We start from the raw sequence: 20455 nt of genomic DNA on the forward strand, positions 1-20455 counted from the left end.
TATTAATGCCTTCCTGCGGCAAGGCATGATTTTGCCGTTGCTTGCCTACATAAATTTTTTCCGAGTCCCTGCGCGCCAGATCGATAATCGCCGGCGCAACCAGCCGGTCATAAACGACAACATCGGCCTGCTGCATCAGCCGTAAGGCGCGAAAAGTTAATAAATCAGGGGCGCCCGGCCCGGCCCCTACCAGGTAAACCTCACCACAGCTGCCGCTGTCATTCCTGAGACTTTTCTCCAGTTGTTGTTCGGCTTCTTTCTCTCGTCCTGAAAAAACAAGTTCAGCCACCGAGCCCTGCAACATGTTTTCCCAGAAAACCCTGCGTTGGGCAGGCTTTTTTATGTGCAGCTTAACAGTTGCCCTGAATTTTTCAGCCAGATGAGCCAGACGGCCATAAGCAGGAGGAATTACACTTTCTATCCTGGCTCTGAGCAAGCGCGCTAAAACAGGCGCAGCTCCGCCGGAGGATACGGCTGCAATGATGGGAGACCGGTCTATAATAGCCGGGAAAATAAAGCTGCAAAGCTCGGGATTATCAACAACATTGACAGGAATATTTTGTGCCTCAGCTGTTTTGGCAACCAATCTATTGGTTTCTGCATTATCGGTAGCCGAAACAACCAGCCTGAATTTATGCATATCTTCGGGTGAAAAATCTTTTTCCAGTAAAATAAGGTCGTAAACCCGCTGCAGGTCCGCTACCGTAGCGCCTATCTCTTTGGCAATGACTGTAATTTTTGCACCGGCCCGTGCCAGCAGTTCAATTTTCCGGGCGGCGACTTCGCCGGCGCCGATCACCAGGCAATCCTGGTTTTTGAGTTTTACAAAAATCGGGAAATAATCCATTTTCTTACTGTAATTCACGTATTTAATGAAGAATGCTATTATAAAGGGACTTAAATAAGTTGAGAAAACCTGAAACCCATAATGATTGAATTTAACCTGGAATTGGATGCCTCCGGTTTGCTGTGTCCGTTGCCTTTATTGCGCCTTAAAAAAATTTTAATGCAAATGGCCAGCGGGGAGGTTGTAAAAGTGATAGCAACAGATCCTGCCGCTCATCTGGATTTTGGCGTTTATTCTGATCAGACAGGTCATCAGATTATCAATTTTATAAAACAGATGGACAAGCAAATTTTTTATATCAGAAAAAAATAGAGGGTTGATTTATTGTGATCTTTGCAGCAGTCCAAGTCAGCGCAGCAGGTAATTGACAAAGCTATTTATGAAAATGATGCGTGGGGCAAACACCGTTTCTTAAGCTGATAACCGGCCATTTGAATTCCCTAGCGAATTGATCAAGCTTGTCATCAGGATCGACGGCGACAGGATTATCTACCCGCTTAAGCAAGGGCAAATCATTGTGTGAATCGCTGTAAAACCAACTGTCCTGCATTGATTCTGTCGAGCTTTTCAACCATTCTTCCAGCAATTTCACTTTACCTTCCTGAAAACAGGGTAGGCCCGTAAAACGGCCCGTATAACTTCCGTCTCTAAACTCCGGCGTCGTTGCCACCAGATTATCAATTTCATACAATTTCACTATCGGTTCGGTAATAAAGCGGTTAGTCGCAGTGATGACAAGCAAGGTATCGCCTCTTTGCTTATGCTTGGCAATCAGTTGCCGCGCAGGCTCCAATAGCAAAGGCTTGATGATGTCTTCTATAAATTTTTCCCGCCATTTATAGAGCTGGGCAGTATTGTTTTTGGCCAGGGGCTGTAGTGAAAAGTTAAGAAACTCAACGATACTAAGGGTGCCCTGCCTGTACTCATCATAGAATTTAGCATTGGCGCTTTCATAGTGATCTTTATCCACTATCCCCTGCATTACCAAAAACTGACCCCATAGGTAGTCGCTGTCATCGGCAATCAGGGTATTATCCAAATCAAAAATTGCTAAACTCACTTTGAAACCCGTCTGGAATAATTAAATGCATCAGGCACTATGGCATCTCCACTTTTTTTATGGAACAATGTCATCATTAATTTAATCCCTTGCCCTATATATAATTTTACCATCACACGGATTAAAGATATAGGGAAGGTAAAAAACGCAGGTTTTAACATGATAGACTCTAAAGGATACCGGCCGAATGTCGGAATCATCCTTTGCAATGACGAGGGTCGCGTGTTTTGGGCAAAACGGATGGGCGTGAACGCATGGCAGTTTCCCCAAGGCGGAATCAATCAGAATGAAGACCCTGAAACAGCGATGTATCGAGAATTGTGGGAAGAAACCGGACTGCTGCAACAGCATGTACAGATATTGGGGCGTACGCGCTACTGGCTCAGGTACCAGTTGCCTGAGCGCTATATCCGTAAACATTCCCTGCCGTTATGCATAGGACAAAAGCAGATATGGTTTATTTTGCGACTGATAACGCATGAATCAAATGTGCGTTTTGACCGCAGCATCAAACCGGAGTTTGATGGCTGGCGCTGGGTGGATTACTGGGAGCCGCTTAAGGACGTGGTTTATTTCAAGCGCCGGGTTTATCAAAAGGCGATGAGTGAGCTAGGCGCTATTCTGACTATTGATTCTATCCCTGTCGATGCGGCGGGATATTTATCCAAACAAAAAAGAATCGGCAGGAGCAAGCCCGGGCATCAATAACCATGCGTATCCGCCTGCAAGCCGGTCAACTGCCCCGGCAGGCAGTCAAGCCGAGATTTAATGCCGCCGTCCGGGTATAGCCGGATTACGCGGTAACCAGGCATGGCGTTGTCCAGGCTAAATTTTTTGCTCCCGGGTTTAAACTGGAAGCAGGTTGACGGCGTGCCAAAAACGCGAACAGAGGCAGCTGAAGCATCCATGGCTTGATGAATGTGGCCGCAGGTGACTGCTTTGACGTGCGGATATTTAGTAATTATCTCAAATAGTTCCTCACTATTTTTTATCATCATGGTATCCATCCAGGGGGTTTTGGTTTTCAGACAATGATGATGGACTGCAATAAGCGCGTAGTGCTCCGGGTGACTCTTTAAACATTCGTCAAGAAATAACAATTCCGGTTTTGCCAGGAGGCCTTCGGGAGCACCCGGTATCTGGCTGTTCAGGCAAATAATCTGCCAGCCGCCCACTAATACCTGTTTGCGGCAGCTAACCTTGCCGGTATTCAGTATTTGCTGCATCAAATGATAATCATCATGGTTGCCCGGCAAGCAAATACAAGGAATATTACAGGCTTCCAGCATCTGGAGAATGCGCCGGTAACTGGCCGGGCAAGGATCCTGGGCAAGATCGCCCGTAGCGAGAATTAAATCATATTGCTGTTTTCCGGCAAAGGCTAAATCGAGAACTGCCTTGAAGTAATAACCAGTATCAACGCCCAGCAAGGTATCCTCCGGAGCAGCGCGTATATGCATGTCGGTTATTTGCAATACTGATATAAAGCCGGGTTGCTGCGCCATATAAACTGCTAGTCAATTTCCTTGCAAAGAATCCTGGAGTTTCTTAACGGATTGTATAGATTCTTGAGCGGCTCGGGAAGCCTGTTAATATCGGATGCCAAAAATCCACGCTCGATAAACCAGTGCATCGTTTGCGTTGACAGCACGAATAATTGTTTCAGAGCCAGCCGTCTTGCCTTGCCGTAGATATAGTCAAGCATGCGGTTGCCGCGGGCTGATCCCTGATAATGAGGATGCACCGCAAGACAGGCAATGACGCCTGACCGACTTTGTTCGTCCGCGTGCAATGCCGCACAGCCGATAACCAGGCCGTCTCGCTCTATGACATTATAATCGGCGATTTCCATTTCAATTTTTTCTCTGGAGCGTTTGGTTAATTTTCCTTGCTGCTCCAGCGGTTTTATCAATTCCAGAATACCGCCGATATCATTCAGAGCCGCCGGCCGTAAATCTTCATAGGGCATTGAACTGATCAAGGTACCTATGCCGTTGCGGGTAAAAAGTTCAAGCAGCAAGGCGCCATCTTTCGTTCTATCAATTAAATGCACGCGGGCTATTTCAGCCTGACAGCTTTGAATAGCAGCCTTGAGAGCCCGCCTGACGGCATCGGGAATTTCCTGATAGTGCAGCAGGAAAGCCTCCGCTTCAGCGGTCGTCATTTGCTGGATATGATCGCCGCTGTCAGGATTGCAGCAGCTTTGTTCAGTCAATAAAATTAATTTTTCCGCTTTTAATGCGATCGCAACAGCCGTGGCAACCTGTTCAGCGGACAGATTAAAAATCTCTCCGCTGGGTGAATAGCCAATAGGCGAAATCAATACCACATTGTCCTGGTCAAGCTGCTGATGAATAGCGTCACTATCGATGCGGCGCACTTCGCCGGTATGGCAATAATCGACGCCATCAATAACTCCCAGCGGCTTGGCCGTGACAAAATTACCGGAAGCCACCTTGATTTTGGCGCCGGCCATCGGCGAATTCGCCAAACCCATCGACAACAAGGCTTCAATTTCCACACGCACCAAACCCGCTGCTTCTTTTACGCATTGCAGGGCCAGATCATCGGTAATACGCAAATGCTCATGAAAGCAGGCAGGCGCCTTCAGTTTGGCAAGACGCTGATCGATCTGGGGACGTATGCCGTGAACCAGCACCAGGCGTATCCCCAAACTGTTGAGCAAGGCAAAATCATGGACATGATGATCAAAATCCTCAGCCAGCACCGCTTCACCCCCGAAAGAAATAACGAAGGTTTTATTGCGGTGAGCATGAATATAAGGCGATGAGGCCCTGAACGAGTTGACGAATTCGTTTTGTAAAATCATTATTCTTATTGTATCTAAAGCGTGAAGCATACCTCTTAACCGGTTCGAACAACGTAAAAAAGCGGCTGACAGCAATAGTCTTACAAGTCAACTGAAACTTTTCGGTGTGAGAGCTGGAAAGTTTTGGATGTTGATTGACAGTCAATCGCTCTTCAGGCTCGCCAGATCGATAACGAAGCGATATTTCACATCGCTTTTTAACATGCGTTCGTAGGCTTCGTTAATTTTCTGGATGGGAATGATTTCGATATCTGAAGTAATGTTGTGTTCAGCGCAAAAATCGAGCATCTCCTGGGTTTCCTGCAAGCCGCCGATTAACGAGCCGGCAATGCTGCGGCGCTTGAAAATCAGGCTGGCTATGGCAGGTGAAGGATGCGGTCGGTCGGGCACGCCTACCAGGCACATGGTGCCGTCGCGCTTTAACAAGGTGGTGTAGGCATCGAGATTATGCGGAGCGGCTACTGTGTTCAGAATGAAATCAAAGCTTTTGGCATGCCTGTTCATTTCCCCGGAATTTTTCGATATGACTACTTCATCGGCGCCCAGCCGTTTTGCATCTTCCGTTTTGCCTGCGGAGGTCGTGAACAGCACGACATGCGCGCCAAAGGCATGGGCGAACTTTACCGCCATGTGCCCCAGTCCGCCCAAGCCCACGACTCCGACTTTATCGCCTTTTTTTACCTGCCAGTGCCGCAACGGGGAATAGGTAGTAATGCCCGCGCATAACAGCGGCGCAGCCGCAGCCGGATCAAGCTTGTCTGAAAGTTGCAAAACAAATTTCTGATCGACGACAATCTGGTTGGAATAGCCTCCGTAAGTAATGCCGCCGGTATGTTTATCGGGGCTGTTATAAGTAAATACGGCATTATCGCAAAACTGTTCCAGATGCTCCTGGCAATCGCTGCATGCGCCGCAGGAATCAACCAGGCAGCCGACGCCGGCCATATCGCCGGGCTTGAAATTTTTTACTTCATTGCCGACTTTCGCCACTTTACCCACGATTTCATGGCCCGGCACCACAGGAAATACCGTCCCGCCCCAGTCATCGCGCACCTGGTGCAAATCGGAGTGGCAAACTCCGCAATAGAGAATTTCAATATGGACGTCAGTCGGGGTAATATCCCGGCGTTCAAAGCTGAAAGGTACCAGTGAGGATTTCAGGCCGTGGGCTGCGTAACCGATAGATTTTTGCATAAGAAGCTCCTTTAGTAGAAATAAACTTAAAATGAGTCATTATATTGTTTTGTTTAGCTGTTCAACCTGGAAATTATAACCCTACCAGATTTCCCTAAAACCATTATTAGCGAGGAGATATTGTTTCCGCTTTTCAGGTAAGCGCTAAACAGGGGTGAATCAGCAAAATTCCGTAACTTTCACGTTCACCACATTTCATCCAACATCGCTAGACTAACCTATTGAAAAGGCGGATGATTAAGTTTTTGTCAGTTCTTTGCAGGGATAGCTTCAACCGGGCCGGGATAGCTAGTAGATGCCGCAGAGACTTGAGAATTATGCCTTGACCCACAGGAGGAAAATTTAACATCATTTCGCAAAGAAAAATAATATTATCGAATACTGGAGGGGAACAAAAATGGTTGATCAAATTGAACAGCAAAAAGAACGCTCTATTTCCGATGCGAAAGCTATCCTGAACGGTGAATTAAAGCCGGTTGAATATCTTCTGGAGTTGGCCACACAGCTGCTGGATTATGAAGAATTCAGCTGGGCCAGAGGCATACTGGAGTTGGCGGTAAAGCAAAATATCACTCATAAACAGCCCAGCGAAGAAATCGCCCAAAAAAGGGCGCTGGCGACTTATAAAGATCCTGAGCTTAATCGGGTTAAAGCAATTGATCAGGCCATAGACATCCTGCGTGATGCATTCGATCTGTTGACGACTACAAACTACGAAACTCTCAGACTTGCCGGCGCCATTTACAAGCGCAAGTGGGAGGTCGAGGGCAATAAAGTCAATCTGGATCGCTCTTTAGCTTATTACGAACGCGGCTTTAAAGCGGGCGTAGCGGGCGATAATGGCTATACCGCTATTAATGCCGCCTTTATTCATGATCTTATTGCCTACACGGTCGAGAAGCAGGCAACGGATTATTTGGCCTTTCTCGAAAACCGGCACGACCAGCATTTGAAACCTCGGAAAGATAAGCTGACCGGCAATTTTGAACTGATGGAAACTGCTGTATCCGAGCGGCGGAAAAAGGCTATAGAGATCAGGTCAGCTGTCATTGAGTTTTTAAGCGAAAAGCTTAAAAATATAAATAACAGCCCGCTTGAAGTAAATTCTTATGAACCTATGTCGACGCTCGCCGAAGCCTACTTCGGCGTTGGGAATTATAAAGAAGCCGGAAAATGGTTAACTCTGCTAAAGCAAATCCCCAACCTTCCTGAACGGCTGTTTGTCAGCACGATTAAACAACTTGTGCAGTTGGCTAAGTTTCAGGCAAAAGCGGATATTTCCGATCAGGATCTGGAACAAACCGAGGCCTGGCAAACATTAATAGATTATGCAGGCGAAAAGGCCAATGCCAGGGCTTTATATTCCCTGTATCGCGGCAAGCTCGGACTGGCGCTTTCAGGCGGCGGGTTTCGCGCCTCTTTATATCATATCGGCGTATTGGCCAAACTGGCTGAACATGACCTGCTCCGGCACATCGAGGTCATGTCCTGCGTTTCCGGCGGCTCCATTATCGGCACGCATTATTATCTGGAACTGCGGCGTTTATTTAATGTTGAAAATAAGACCGATGCAGATATTACTCGCGAAGACTATATCAAACTGGTGGAAACAATTGCCGACGATTTTCTGGCCGGCGTACAAAAAAATCCCCGCGTCAGTTTGCTGGCTAATCCCTGGTATAACCTGAGGTTGATTTTTTCGCTGAGTTATTCGCGCACATTGAGGATCGGCGAACTTTATGAAGAACTTATTTATAGCCGCATAAAGGATAATGAAGGCTCTGCCAAACGCTGGTTGAACAATTTATACGTTTATCCCGAAGGCAACAAGAATTTTCTGCCAAGGCGCGACAACTGGTCGCGGCTGGCCAAGGTCCCTGAGCTGGTAATTAATGCGACCACATTAAATACCGGGCACAACTGGCAATATACAGCTTCCTGGCTGGGCGAGTCTCCGGCAGAGATAGATAAGGAGGTCGATGGCAATGACCGCTATCGGCGCACTTATTATTACCAAGCTCCCGACAACTATAAAAACGTGAGACTAGGGAGCGCGGTAGGCGCCTCTTCCTGTGTGCCGGGTATATTCGAACCGCTTATTCTAAATGGTCTGTATCCGGACTTTACGGTCAGACTGGTGGACGGCGGTATTTTTGATAACCAGGGCGTTGAAGGTTTGCTGGAGCAGGACTGCGACATCATTATTTCCAGCGATGCCTCCGGGCAACTGAATACCGAAAAAGACCCCGGCGGTGGCATTATTAAACCTCTGCTGCGCGCCAATAACACAGTAATGCAGCGGGTGCGCAACAGCCAGTTTGAAGATCTCAAGGATAGAACTCGTTCCGGCATAATCAAAGGCTTTGCGTTCGTGCATCTCAAACAGGGCCTTGAAGGAGAAGATATCAATGTGGTCAACAGTACGGAACCGTTAAAAGTCCAGCCCGACCCCAATGCCAGGACTTCTTATGGCATTCGCAAGGATATTCAGAAACTGCTGGCTAATATACGGACTGATCTTGATTCATTTTCGGACATTGAAGCCTATGCCTTAATGACCAGCGGTTATAGGGCAATGGAGCCGGCCTTGAATTATCTGAAGGGTATATTTCCCCTGAATCAGGAAAAAAAGCGGGACTGGAAATTTCTGCAGCTGGAACCTGTCATGACTCAAAGCGAAGGCGGTGGAGAGGCATTGGAGAAATTGAAAGCCAATCTGAAAGTTTCCTCCCTGAAGTTCGGCAAAGTCTGGAAACTCTATAAACCATTAAGACTAACAGCCATAGCTTTAATCGCTCTTTCAGTAATCGCCCTGGTTGCGATATGGCTTACCCATCCCGGCTGGAAACCGTTTAGCCCTATTTTGAGCTGGCTTGCCAACAGCCTGACCATTAACATAATCCTCGGGACTGTTGTCATGCTGCTGATTATTAATTTAATAATGGCAGTAATCGGGGCAAAAGAAGCTAAATTCGCCACCCTGTTGTTAAGTTTTCACGATCTTCCCTGGCGAATCGCTGCGGGCTTAGGTATTGGCCTGATCGGCTGGATATTTGCGCTTATCCATTTAAAGGTATTTGATAAATGGTTTAAGGCTGTCGGGCGGATGCCGCTATAACTGCATGACAGTAGTTTGCCGGACTTGAGCCCGCGCGAGCAAGGTTTCGGGGCAGCTTTTTTCGGGCTTGAGGCTATTTTTTTGTTCTGGAAGACATTCTGCTATCGTTTGCAGTGACCACACCAAAGCCCATCTACAATTTAAAAGATCCCAATAAACTGTGAGCCAAAATGAGTCAAGGAAAACCGAAAACTTATACACCAGAATTCAGAGCGTCTTCCATGAAGCTTGCGACCAGTTCAGATATACCGCTCGCCTAAAGCGCCCCGGAGTCAACTACAATCAATCTACAGACAAAGATAAAACTGTGCTAACCGATAACCTTCTTAATAACAGTTAAAACACGTGAGCGACATCGCTTCTAGCCAATCAGTCGGCACGAAAAAGCCCTTCATTTCTTCTCTAGGCTCAACAACATCAGTTGCCAGATCACCGCAACCTATGATTTTTTTTTCGTACTCTTCGCGCTCAGCGAGAAAGAAACTGCCAGCGGCAACTAATTTTCCAGGCCGGTTATCAACTCCAGCGACGTTTCAATTTCTGATCGTTTATAGTATTGCAACTGAAGTATTCGGGCAGATTGGTATTTTATCGTCTGGCTATGAGAGAAATCTTCAAGAGTAGCTTTACGAACGTATCGATGTATAAATTCAGAAACGTCAAATTAAGACGTGCACATTAGCGGGTCCCTTCCGAATGCAGGGTTAGAGCTTGTACTCAAAGCCTTGCGAATGAAACCTTGCCCGCCCTTTAGGCACTTAAACTTCCTCCATGAGACGGACTGATGCTTCTTCCTGAAACTTCTTCGCTTCCGGCCCGGGAAATATCCAAGTTCTTATCGCCTCTGATGAAAATTAATGAATACTATTGGTTATATAATTTATCTGCTGAGTGATCTATTTATCTGGATTTAAAAACACCTCTGCTTGCCATTCCCTGTTTCTGATCTCTTTGCTCATCTGCCTTAGCGCCACTATAAGTGGCTTTCTACGTCAAGAATTGCTTGATCTTGACGCCACTCTGCTGGAGGATTGCCAGCAGAGTGGCGCCTTTCATCGGACTGCCATTGTCGGAATGCAAGCTCACTGCCCCTCAGTAATGCCTTCTAACGATATCCATAAAAGGATACAAGATAGAAGAATTGACCGGCGACGGCGGTCGCCAGAAAGCTAATATCCCAGCTATACAGTGGATTGGGCGCTGTGGCTGATAAGACCTGGGGTTTAGAGATCTGCCGGGGCGCTTGGCTCGCATGACGATGAATCAGTTGGTTCTCGGCTTTTAGAATATAATAAACAGCGGATTCCAAGATGATGGATTCCACATGCTCAGCCAGGCACGCTACCATCGGGTGCGGCCTTAACCGTAACCCATAATGCCGCAGGCCTTATTAAGCTTTGCCCTCGCTTGCTGCAAGGTCAATCCATTCTATGATCTGTCTGCGTTCTGCGAGTAAAATCATGCCGCTATTTGGGATTTTTTTGCCGTATCCGTAAAGCCACGGCTTCCGCCAAGGCTTTCTCCTTGCGTTGTAAGTCTTCTTTAGTTGCGTGTTTTCATCGCGCAAAATTTTGTCAAATGACTCCGGAACTGACGTGTGAGGACTGTTGATAAAATTCTGTTGCGAGGCTTCCAGGTGATGAAGGAATATGCCCTGCACCCGGAAGAAAGCGTTTAACCCCTCATCCTCCAGGCCATAGCCGGCCATTAACGCATAAAAGAGTTCCTTGGAAGTCCAGTCGACAGGACGTGTTGTAGTTTTATTAGTTGACAGTGGTTATGGGCGATATGGTCTTAACCAGTGTTTTAACGTGAATATGTAAATATTTAATTCCTCGGCAATACACGGTATCGTTTTATCGCCTCTTTGTAACAGAGCTTTGCATCGCTCGCTTTCTAAACGCTTTGCTGAGTCTTGATTTCATGCCTAACCGCTCTATTTAAATTTGGAGGCGACAACCAGCCTGACAGGGGGTTGTCTATTAAAGATGGGTATGTGATGGATAATCCCGTATTTTAAGATTCGCAGATAGTCAAAGGCTCTGTGGGTATCAAAGCGTTTTTGTTGTTTAGATGCGACGGCCTTGAATAAAGTGGGCATCCACAAGGTCATTTTATAATTCTTTTGGTTTTTTCGAGTCTGCGCTGGCGCCCCCTTTTCTAACGAGTAATACCCAAAAACCAAAAGCCAGTTTAGCTAAGAGAGGCGGGTGGATCAATTAGATATTTATAGTGGAGATTATTGTCCAGATAATTTAACGCTTAATTCAAGAGGGTGTCTTTTTCTTTATACTAGATGGGGGCTGCCCCGCCTCTTAATTTGAAGAATTTTTCACTAAAAGGATCAGCGATTCTTACCACACTATTTTCTTCCGTCAAATAGACGTGATCGGGGCTTTAATAAGCTAATGACCGGGAAACCGTTCACCCTTGTAAAGAATTTAATACGCCCCCAGGCCCACCTGCAGTTCAGGCACTGATGCATAGTTTTTCGGATAAACATTTTCGTATCTCACTATTCGCCATAGGCACTCCAGCCTGCATGTCGCCGGATACTGCTTTCCCGGTAAGTATGAAGATGAGGCGATTGGGCCTAATCTGGCAAGGTACAATAAGTAAAGCGGTAATCAGCGAAGCCGCTTCCCACTCACGGCATCATAAATAGCCGTTTCCTGATTAAGACCGCCAACTTTGCCGTGAAGGATAAAAATATCCAAAGCGGCAAAGGTTTTTAACAGTTTTCGTGAATCTTTGATAGCAGGCTGTGTGCTGGGATTAGCGCTGGTTGAGACCAGGGGGCCGCCATAGTGAGCGCATAACTGGCTGGCTATGGGATGATTGGTAACCCTGACAGCCAGAGTTTTATGGGCGCCGGTTAGCCATTCCGGGACCCACGGCCGGGCAGGAACGCTCCAGGTCACGGGGCCAGGCCATGTGGGCTGTATGTGTTCCAGTATGGTTTTATCGAGGATAAGATAAGGCCGTAGTTGAGCCAGGGAGGAGGCAATAAGAATCAGGCCTTTTTCTATCGGGCGCTGTTTAATGTCGAGTAAAGTCCTGACAGCGGCTTCATTAAGAGGGTCGCAGCCCAAACCGTAGACCGCTTCCGTAGGGTAGGCGATAACATCCCCGGCCTTGATATGACGAATCGCATTTCTTATTTTAAAAGTTGAGTGATAGGGCATTTTTCGGGGAACAGCGAAAGAATCTCAAAGTGAACGAAGATTCAATTAGTTTATAAATTCCAATACTTCGTTATCAGCTTATTTTAGCAAGTAATATAAATTGATGAGCGCCCGGTTTATACCGCTGATTCCACAGGTCCCTGGATATCAGCCGGATCTCCTTCATAGGGCGTTGCATAATTACACTCTTTTTGCGGGCAGAGTTTTTCAACGCCGCGTTTTTTGGTTTCTTTCAGAGTTAAAATAGGCCAGTTACAATGCGGGCAGCTTTCTTTTACCGGAGCGTTCCATAAGGCGTAATTACATTTGGGATAGCCCGAGCAGGAGAAAAATATCTTTCCATTTCGCGATTTGCGCTTGAGTAGAGTGCCTTTTTTGCATTGCGGACAGTCAACGCCGGTATCCAACGGCTTTTCCAAAGGCTCAATATATTTGCATTTGGGATAGGCGCTGCAACCGATGAATTTGCCATAGCGTCCGGTTTTGAAAACTAACGGGGATTTACAGTGGGGACAGACGCGGCCTTCAATAACCTCGGACTCATCCGGCGTACTCGCGTCCTCATTCAAATTGCGGGTATAGGAGCAGTCCGGGTAGTTGGTGCAGCCTATAAAGCGGCCATTCCGCCCCAGGCGGATAGACAATTGACTGCCGCATTCTGGGCAGTTTTCAGCGATGACTTCCTGCGTGACGTCCTTGCGCTGAACCCCTTTTTCTTTCTCATTTATCAGGGTCTTGAAAGGTTTCCAGAAAGCATGCATTAGAGGAATCCAGTCTTTTTCCCCGCGTGAAACCGCATCCAGTTCGTCTTCCAGATTGGCCGTAAAATCATAATCAACGTATTTGGTGAAGTGTTCAGTCAGGAATTTATTGACGATTCTGCCGACATCGGTCGGATTAAAGCGTTTATTGTCCAGGGTGACGTATTCGCGGTTCTGTAGGGTCGAAATAATCGACGCATAGGTCGAAGGCCGGCCTATGCCGTGCTCTTCAAGCGTCTTAACCAGGCTGGCCTCGCCATAGCGAGGCGGCGGCTCGGTAAAATGCTGTGCCGCAATAATATCATTAAGCGGGACAGGGCGGCCTTCCTCCAGCGGCGGCAGAAAGCTTTCCTTGTCATCGCTTTCCTTGCTGTCGTCTTTCCCTTCAAGGTACACCGCCATAAACCCAGGCGAAGCAATGGTTGAGCCGGTGGCCCGGAAAATATGCCGGCCGTCGCCGCAGGTTAAATCAACAGCAACCAGATTAAGCGTAGCATGCATCATCTGGCAGGCAATAGTGCGCTTCCAGATCAGATCATAGAGTTTGTATTGCTCAACACTTAGGTGGTTTTTTATCTTGTTAGGCAGGTAGCGCGGAGAAGTCGGGCGAATGGCTTCGTGCGCTTCCTGGGCGTTTTTCGATTTGGTTTTAAATTGGCGCGGTTCTTTAGGGACGTTTTCAGCACCGTAGATTTCCGCAATCAATTGGCGCAGCTCTGCAACGGCTTCAACCGCCAGGTTAACCGAATCGGTGCGCATGTAAGTAATCAAACCGGCTGTTTCGCCGCCTATATCGATGCCTTCATAGAGCTGCTGGGCGATCATCATCGTGCGTTTGGTAGTAAAACCCAGTTTGCGCGAAGCCTCCTGCTGCAAGGTCGAGGTAATAAAAGGCGGAGCAGGGTTGCGTTTTTGCTGTTTCTTTTCGAGCTTGGCAACCAGCAGCTGGCCGTCCGCCGCCGCCAGCAGGGTTTGTTTGGTTTGCTCGGCCAAAGCTTCATTATTAATGCTGAATTGCGTCAGTTTTTCGCCGTTAAAATGCGTCAATCTGGCTTTAAAGGCTTGTTCTTGAGCAGTCAGAGCGGCATCAATAGTCCAGTATTCACGGGTTTTAAAGGCTTCAATTTCCATCTCGCGCTCGACTATCATGCGCAAGGCTGGACTTTGCACGCGGCCTGCCGATAGACCTCGACGAATTTTTTTCCACAACAGGGGCGATAAATTAAAGCCTACCAGATAATCCAAAGCCCGGCGCGCCTGCTGGGCATTGATTAAATTGATGGCCAGCTGCTCCGGATGGGCGATCGCGTCAGTGACGGCCTTTTTGGTTATTTCATGGAAGACAACCCGGTGCACCGGCTTGCTTTTCAGCAGGTTTTTTTCTTTAAGCAGTTCATACAAGTGCCAGGAAATGGCTTCTCCTTCGCGGTCCGGGTCGGTCGCCAGATATAAAGTATCTGCAGATTTAAGCGCTTTGCTGATAGCCTGCACATGCCTCAGGTTGCGTTCAATGACTTCATATTTCATGGCAAAGTCATGTTCAGGATCAACCGCCCCTTCTTTGGGAATGAGGTCGCGTACATGTCCATAAGAAGCCAGAACCTGGAAGTTTTTGCCCAGGTATTTTTCTATGGTTTTGGCTTTTGCAGGCGATTCTACGATGACGAGATTCTTGCTCATTTAATGAGAAATGTTGGCAGATTGAGGTTAATGTAAATAAGACGGAACCAGATCATAAACAATATCTTCCATGCGCGAGAAAGCGAGTTCCTCATCCGGCTGGCTAAGCAATACCATCAGCACTATCCATTTGAGTTTTTCCATCGATATTTCCTCATTTTCCAGCGCCATTGCCCGGTCTATGACGATTTCCCGGTTAGCGGAATTCAATATCCCGTTGTGCTCAAGAAATATGATGAGATTACGGCTTTCAAGGTCAAGCTTTGCAATCTCCTCGCTACAGAAAATACGAAATGCCGGCGAAACAGTCGGCTTTATGCCCCCCTCCAAACTAAGTGATTCCAGCCAGTCAAAAGCCTTGTTAACCTCGCAGGATTCAAACCCTGCTGCCAGTAATTCAGTTCTGATGACATCGCTTTCAGGAAGTATTTCAATTTCATCTTCCATATAGTTTTCAAATAAATACATCAGGACATCAAAAATATTTTCTTTCATAGTAGGTTTTACTTTATTTTATACGTGCATAGCAACCGCCGGCAGTCGCCTCTATATAACCTTGCAATTCCAGAATCAGTAGCATGGACGAAATAACTTCAACAGACTCGCCGGTATTTTCTACCAGATCATCAATAGAAGTGGGCTCGAACAGGACACGATTCAATAATGTTTGTTGCTCCAGGTCAAGCGTTGATTGCATACCCACCGATAGAGAGCTCTCATATTGTTGATTATATTGATTTAATTCTTCGAGAATATCCTGGGTGGTTTCGACAAGTTTTGCGCCCTGGCGTATTAAAGCATTGCAGCCCCGGGCCAACGGGTTATGAATTGAGCCCGGAATGGCGAACACTTCACGATTTTGTTCCAAAGCCAATCTGGCGGTAATTAATGAGCCACTTTGTTGGGCAGCTTCAACAACCAATAAACCTTGGCAAAGACCGCTGATAATGCGGTTGCGCCTGGGGAAATGGTTGGCTTTGGCGATGGTCCCGGCGGGGAATTCCGAAATCATGGCGCCGGTATTTACAATCTGGATAGCCAAGTCTTTATGTCTGGCCGGATATACCCGATCCAGCCCTGTTCCCGCTACGGCAATGGTATAACCATTGGCATTCAATGCACCCTGATGACTGGCTGCATCAATCCCTAAAGCCAGGCCGCTGGTAATAACAAAACCGCAGCGGCTCAGTGTCCTGGCAAAGTTTCTGGCGGTTTCAAGACCCAGGGAGGAAGGGTTGCGGCTGCCTACTATGGCAATTTGAGGCGCTGACAAAAGTTCGGGATTGCCGCGCACAAATAAAATAGGCGGCGGATCTGGAATTTGCTTCAGTTGAGGCGGATAGTTTGTATCATTAAAGGTAATTACGCTATTATTTGGTTGTTCCAGCCAGGCCAGATCAGTATCGATAATTGCCCAATCAGGATTTTTAATGGCTTGAATACTATCACTTTTTAAACCTAAAGTCGAAAGCGCTCGGGTGGATTCTGCGAACAACTGCGCAGGCGAATGGGTTTCCAGCAGTCTGAGAAAGGTTCTGCAGCCGATGCCGGTTATGCGCGATAGCGCAAGCCAGTAGTGTATATCCTTATCAATTTGCTGAGCGGGAATGTTCAGGGGATTTGAACTTTATCCAGAACGTGAATGGCTTGGCCGGCTTTCATGATCAGCGCATAACTGATACGTTCGAAAGGACGGAAAACCATAAGAGTACCGGCGATTTCATCAGGAAGTCTGACAGCATCGGTTTTGACTGCGCTGTATGCGTCACTGACTATATTGCCGCGCTTATATATATCCAGTTCGTGGCCCGGCAGGAGGCCGTCTGCCGTACCTTTATCTATCACGACTACATTATATTGGCCGATTTGAGAAACTCCGCCCAGGACGCTGATAATGTTGCCTTTTATATTGTGTGCAGGAGGCCGGGGAAAATAATTCAAGGCCACATCCTCTTCAGAATTGACCATAATCCTGTCGCCAATGACAATCTCACTGCCTGATTTGGTTACAGCCAAGGTGGCCGGATCTCCGGCCTGCTGCAATGTGGAATCGGCAATATATTTTGCCTCGTAGCCTAAAATTTCCCCGCTTACTGGGCTGACATAGGTGTCGCCGGCCCGGTAGATGGTATAAGACAAGCTTTTCGGCCGAGTTATTGAGCGCACATAAATTTTGTCGCCGGTACCTGCAATCAGATGTTCGCCGGCAAAGCCGATAACATAAGGGGCAGTGTCTAGTTCGTTTTTGCCCACCACTTTTGGTGAAGTTAAATATTTTGCTATGGCTTCCGCAGGTACCAGCTTGATTGCCTGTTTGCCGGTGATTTCACGAATGCACGGTAATAATTTTCCGTTTTCGGAAACAGCAAAGTCCGTACGCCCGTTTTTAATATCTTCTTCCTTAAGGATGCAGGGTGAACCAGCCGGCAGTTGAGGCTGTTCATTTCTGGCTAGGCTAAGCTGGGGTTTACCGTTGACTACGGAAAAATAAATGGTATCGCCTGGATAAATCAGATTAGGGTTTTCAATCTGATTATTGTGCCGCCATAATTCAGGCCATTGCCAGGGGTGATTTAAAAATTTACCGGCTATGTTCCATAAAGTATCACCTTTGAGCACCGTATACTGATCCGGATGAGACAAATTTAGCGGTATTTCCTCAGCCCATGAGCTTATGCTGAAAATCAACGTTATTAACAATCCTGAAAGTAGTCGATATGCCATTTTTTCCTGCCGGTCTTTTTTAGTCTGCCTGAACCGGAAGTTTAGATGAATTTATACAAAATTCTACCTGGACTTATTTTTCCTGAATTTGAAGGAAAAACAGTCGCTATTTGATGCGTTAATGTAGCGTATGACATTTCAGCCTCGCTAGCTGTGAATAATGGCCTCGTCCAGAACTCGTCTACAGGGAGCTCGCCAAATAGGTGGGCAGGTGTTTGCGAATATCGGCGGCGCTTTGTGTCGTGATATTTTTATCAAGTTCAAAGCACACTTGTTTCTTAATCTGCTCCGGCAGATGGCTTCTCAGCAAACCAAGAAAAGATGGCTCTGCAACTATGAATAATTGTTCAAATTTGCCGGCTTTGTACGCCGCTGCCAGATAACTGGCAATCTGATGAGCAAACTTGTCGGCTTCGTGTTTTTTGGGATCGGTTGGCTGCTCTAAAGCATGCCCTATGCCGTTTGAGCTTTTTACCCTGCCTGGCAAGTCGGAAGTAATTTCCCGGTCCAGTAAACGGCTGGCTGTGTGAGCGAGGTCTTCTATCTCTACCAGGGGAGAAGCGGAAGATTCGGTCGTAAAAATACGGGCCCGAGTATTATCAGCAGCAAGTATCCAGGTCAGTTTCATAATTATTATCTCCGGGTCAGATTAATATAATGAATTCAACAATAGGTAAAGGTTCAACAGGAGAAAGAAAAAGGCTTATTCAGAACTAGGAATCAGAAAGCTGAAATAATTATAAATATTATTCCACGACTCGGTAAGGGTAGTCTCTAAATTAAATGAAGGCAGAATAAAGTTGCTCTGCTTTAATCAGGAAGCAGCAGCGCTATCTTGAGTAGCGTCTATCAAAATTAAACACCATCAATGAACTAAAAAGGCCATTCGGAAGCCTAATGTTTATTCGAGAAATCCCGAAGGATAGTCCTTTAAACAGCATTTTGCCGGAAAAATTCTGGTTCTGATTAGCTTAAAAATAGACAGGATTATTACTTAAAAACGATATTCCGGGGAACTGACATGAATGACATCAATTTTAGTTTGGGCTCACCTCCGTTACGGCCTGATCTGCAACAACGCCTGAATGACTTCTTACACTTCCTGCAAATAGAAGCAGAGCACTTTCTGGGATATCCCTGTACCCGGAGATTTGATTATACCCCGTTATATCCCTTTCTTGGTTTGCCGATGAATAATGTCGGCGATCCCTTTACTGAAAGCCGGTATCATCTCAACAGCCATGAATATGAGCGTGAGGTGGTCCGTTATTTTGCCGGACTGACTCACGCCAGCCCTGATGAAATATGGGGATACGTGACTAATGGCGGCACCGAGGGCAATATGTACGGGATTTATATTGCCCGCGAAACTTTTCCCGACGGCCTGGTTTATTACTCTGAGGCCACCCATTACAGCGTTCCGAAGATTTTACGCATGGTTCATGCCCGCAATATCATGATTAAAAGCCAGAAAAATGGCGAAATAGATTACCAGGATCTGGCTGAAACGATCCGCATACATCGCGATGTGCCGCCGATTATTTTTGCCACAATCGGCACTACTATGACTGGAGCGGTCGATAATATCGATAAGATAAAACAGATCATGCAGGATAATGCGATTCCCCGCTATTATATTCACTGTGATGCGGCCTTAAGCGGAATGATTTTGCCGTTTGTCAAACATTCGCAGCCGTTTGATTTTAATGCCGGTATTGACAGCATTGCCATTAGCGGCCACAAAATGATAGGTTCACCCATTCCGTGCGGACTTGCCTTGGCCAGAAAGAAGCATGTTGAGCGTATCGCCCGGGCCATCGAATACGTCGGAACATTGGACACCACTGTGACCGGCTCAAGAAATGCAATTACGCCATTATTCCTCTGGTATGCCATTCATACCAAAGGCACTGATGGTTTTCGCGAAATTATTCATTACTGTCTGGATATGGCCAAATATGCAGTTAAACTGTTCCATAAGGCAGGCATACCGGCCTGGCGCAACAAGAACTCAATCACTGTGGTATTCCCAAAATGCAGCGATTCAATACTGGATAAATGGCAACTCGCCTCTCAGCACAATATTGCCCATATCATTACCATGCCGCATGTTGAAACCCGCCATATTGATAATTTGATTGCTGATATTGCGGCAGCGCGAAAAGAAGAGCCTCAAGCGTGCGCAGGAACGGGATAATTATGAAACAATTAAGCATTATCTCTGACAACCGTACCGGCGTTGTAACCGAAATTACCGAAGCATTGGCCGCGGCAGACGTTAATATTGAATCGATAGATGCAGAAACACTCGGAGAACATGTCGTCGTCGTGCTGAATGTCAATAAATATGACGCGGCATTACAAGCTGTTCACCAGCTTAAAAACATGCGCATTATTACCGAAGACGCCATTTTGGTGAAATTAAACGATGAGCCGGGGGCATTAGCCAAAATTGCCCGCAGATTTACAGATGCAGGAATTGAATTGCGCAGCATCCGTTTTATGGAACGTAACTCGGATTATAGTCTGGTAGCAATTTCTACGGATCGAACGGCCAATGCATTGGCGCTTGTGGCTGATGTTCTGGTTCCTCAGGAAATGCCTGAGTAAGCCTGTGGATTATTTCAGTAACGGGACCTGAGCCGGACGGGAATTAAACCAATATCCAACTGGCGAAGCTGGAATAGTCAGTAGTTTTACTCACAAAAGTTGTGATGTATGAAGGTAAATCCGCGGCTGGTTTCGGAATTCGGTTCAGTTCCCGAGCGCCCAGCAACATTCCCAATCAGGTCTGTCATCTTTCTATCCTCGCTGGTTTCCGCTTTGCTTGATCCAGGCTACTTCAATTAAGCGGCGCCATATTGACGACAGTGCCGGATTATTAGCAGATTACGATACCGGAGATAAGTATTAAAACCAATACAGTCAAGTAATACGAATCTTATGAAATCTCCGGAGTCCAAGTTGAATAGGGTTGAGTTTCCGGAGAAATGCTATGTCTCACGTCGCCTTAAAGGTATCGGATCGACTCACTGTGGAAGAACTGGATAGTGCCG

The 20455-nt window shown here is 46.7% G+C and carries 17 protein-coding genes; 5 read left to right on the plus strand and 12 right to left on the minus strand.

Annotated features, from left to right (window positions below; all coding sequences use genetic code 11):
- On the minus strand, positions 1-847 hold an 847-nt coding region (locus HUX64_RS15630), incomplete at its 3' end, for a siroheme synthase family protein (protein ID WP_246247070.1).
- 81 nt (positions 848-928) lie between these two features.
- On the opposite strand from HUX64_RS15630, the gene HUX64_RS15635 reads away from it, so the two are divergent.
- On the plus strand, positions 929-1159 hold the full coding sequence (locus tag HUX64_RS15635; RefSeq protein WP_174627148.1) for a sulfurtransferase TusA family protein: 231 nt from the start codon (positions 929-931) through the stop codon (positions 1157-1159).
- Positions 1160-1220: 61 nt separating this feature from the next.
- Here HUX64_RS15635 and HUX64_RS15640 read toward each other — a convergent pair whose 3' ends face one another.
- Positions 1221-1907, minus strand: a complete 687-nt coding sequence (locus HUX64_RS15640) for a histidinol-phosphatase (RefSeq protein WP_174627149.1) — start codon at positions 1905-1907, stop codon at positions 1221-1223.
- A gap of 159 nt (positions 1908-2066) precedes the next feature.
- On the opposite strand from HUX64_RS15640, the gene HUX64_RS15645 reads away from it, so the two are divergent.
- The gene (locus HUX64_RS15645) at positions 2067-2615 is read left to right on the plus strand and encodes an RNA pyrophosphohydrolase (protein ID WP_174627150.1); all 549 of its coding nucleotides are present in this window, start codon (positions 2067-2069) and stop codon (positions 2613-2615) included.
- Here HUX64_RS15645 and cpdA read toward each other — a convergent pair.
- From cpdA to HUX64_RS15660, 3 genes are all read right to left on the minus strand, one after another.
- Positions 2609-3412, minus strand: coding sequence for a 3',5'-cyclic-AMP phosphodiesterase (cpdA, locus tag HUX64_RS15650; RefSeq protein WP_174627151.1), 804 nt, complete (start codon positions 3410-3412; stop codon positions 2609-2611). The genes HUX64_RS15645 and cpdA overlap by 7 nt on opposite strands.
- Before the next feature lie 8 nt (positions 3413-3420).
- The gene (argA, locus tag HUX64_RS15655; RefSeq protein WP_174627152.1) at positions 3421-4737 is read right to left on the minus strand and encodes an amino-acid N-acetyltransferase; all 1317 of its coding nucleotides are present in this window, start codon (positions 4735-4737) and stop codon (positions 3421-3423) included.
- Between the two features lie 141 nt (positions 4738-4878).
- Entirely contained in the window at positions 4879-5931 is a 1053-nt protein-coding gene (locus HUX64_RS15660; protein ID WP_174627153.1) for an NAD(P)-dependent alcohol dehydrogenase, read from the minus strand.
- Between the two features lie 397 nt (positions 5932-6328).
- On the opposite strand from HUX64_RS15660, the gene HUX64_RS15665 reads away from it, so the two are divergent.
- Positions 6329-9049 (plus strand): patatin-like phospholipase family protein, encoded by a 2721-nt coding sequence (locus HUX64_RS15665; protein WP_174627154.1) that lies wholly within the window; start codon positions 6329-6331, stop codon positions 9047-9049.
- A gap of 1390 nt (positions 9050-10439) precedes the next feature.
- Here the strand turns inward: HUX64_RS15665 and HUX64_RS15675 are convergent.
- From HUX64_RS15675 to HUX64_RS15705, 7 genes are all read right to left on the minus strand, one after another.
- Entirely contained in the window at positions 10440-10757 is a 318-nt protein-coding gene (locus HUX64_RS15675; protein ID WP_174627156.1) for a hypothetical protein, read from the minus strand.
- 919 nt (positions 10758-11676) lie between these two features.
- Entirely contained in the window at positions 11677-12234 is a 558-nt protein-coding gene (gene tsaC / locus HUX64_RS15680) for an L-threonylcarbamoyladenylate synthase type 1 TsaC (protein ID WP_174627157.1), read from the minus strand.
- A 116-nt stretch (positions 12235-12350) separates the two neighbouring features.
- Positions 12351-14675: a type I DNA topoisomerase gene (topA, locus tag HUX64_RS15685; protein WP_174627158.1), complete on the minus strand. Its 2325-nt coding sequence runs from the start codon at positions 14673-14675 to the stop codon at positions 12351-12353.
- A gap of 27 nt (positions 14676-14702) precedes the next feature.
- Positions 14703-15170 carry a Smg family protein gene (locus HUX64_RS15690; RefSeq protein ID WP_174627159.1) on the minus strand — a complete coding sequence of 156 codons (468 nt, stop codon included), beginning with the start codon at positions 15168-15170 and terminating at the stop codon, positions 14703-14705.
- Between the two features lie 13 nt (positions 15171-15183).
- Positions 15184-16269: a DNA-processing protein DprA gene (gene dprA / locus HUX64_RS15695; protein WP_174627164.1), complete on the minus strand. Its 1086-nt coding sequence runs from the start codon at positions 16267-16269 to the stop codon at positions 15184-15186.
- A gap of 17 nt (positions 16270-16286) precedes the next feature.
- Positions 16287-17399, minus strand: a complete 1113-nt coding sequence (locus HUX64_RS15700; RefSeq protein ID WP_174627160.1) for a LysM peptidoglycan-binding domain-containing protein — start codon at positions 17397-17399, stop codon at positions 16287-16289.
- 181 nt (positions 17400-17580) lie between these two features.
- Positions 17581-18027, minus strand: a complete 447-nt coding sequence (locus HUX64_RS15705) for a host attachment protein (RefSeq protein WP_174627161.1) — start codon at positions 18025-18027, stop codon at positions 17581-17583.
- A gap of 393 nt (positions 18028-18420) precedes the next feature.
- Between HUX64_RS15705 and HUX64_RS15710 the strand changes: the two genes are divergently transcribed.
- Positions 18421-19596 (plus strand): histidine decarboxylase, encoded by a 1176-nt coding sequence (locus tag HUX64_RS15710; protein WP_174627162.1) that lies wholly within the window; start codon positions 18421-18423, stop codon positions 19594-19596.
- Positions 19597-19598: 2 nt separating this feature from the next.
- A complete protein-coding gene (locus HUX64_RS15715; protein WP_174627163.1) occupies positions 19599-20009 on the plus strand; it encodes a hypothetical protein in 411 nt (136 codons plus the stop codon).
- Positions 20010-20455 lie beyond the last annotated feature (446 nt).

Source organism: Candidatus Methylobacter favarea, assembly GCF_902806695.1.
GTDB classification, from domain to species: Bacteria; Pseudomonadota; Gammaproteobacteria; order Methylococcales; family Methylomonadaceae; genus Methylobacter_B; species Methylobacter_B favarea.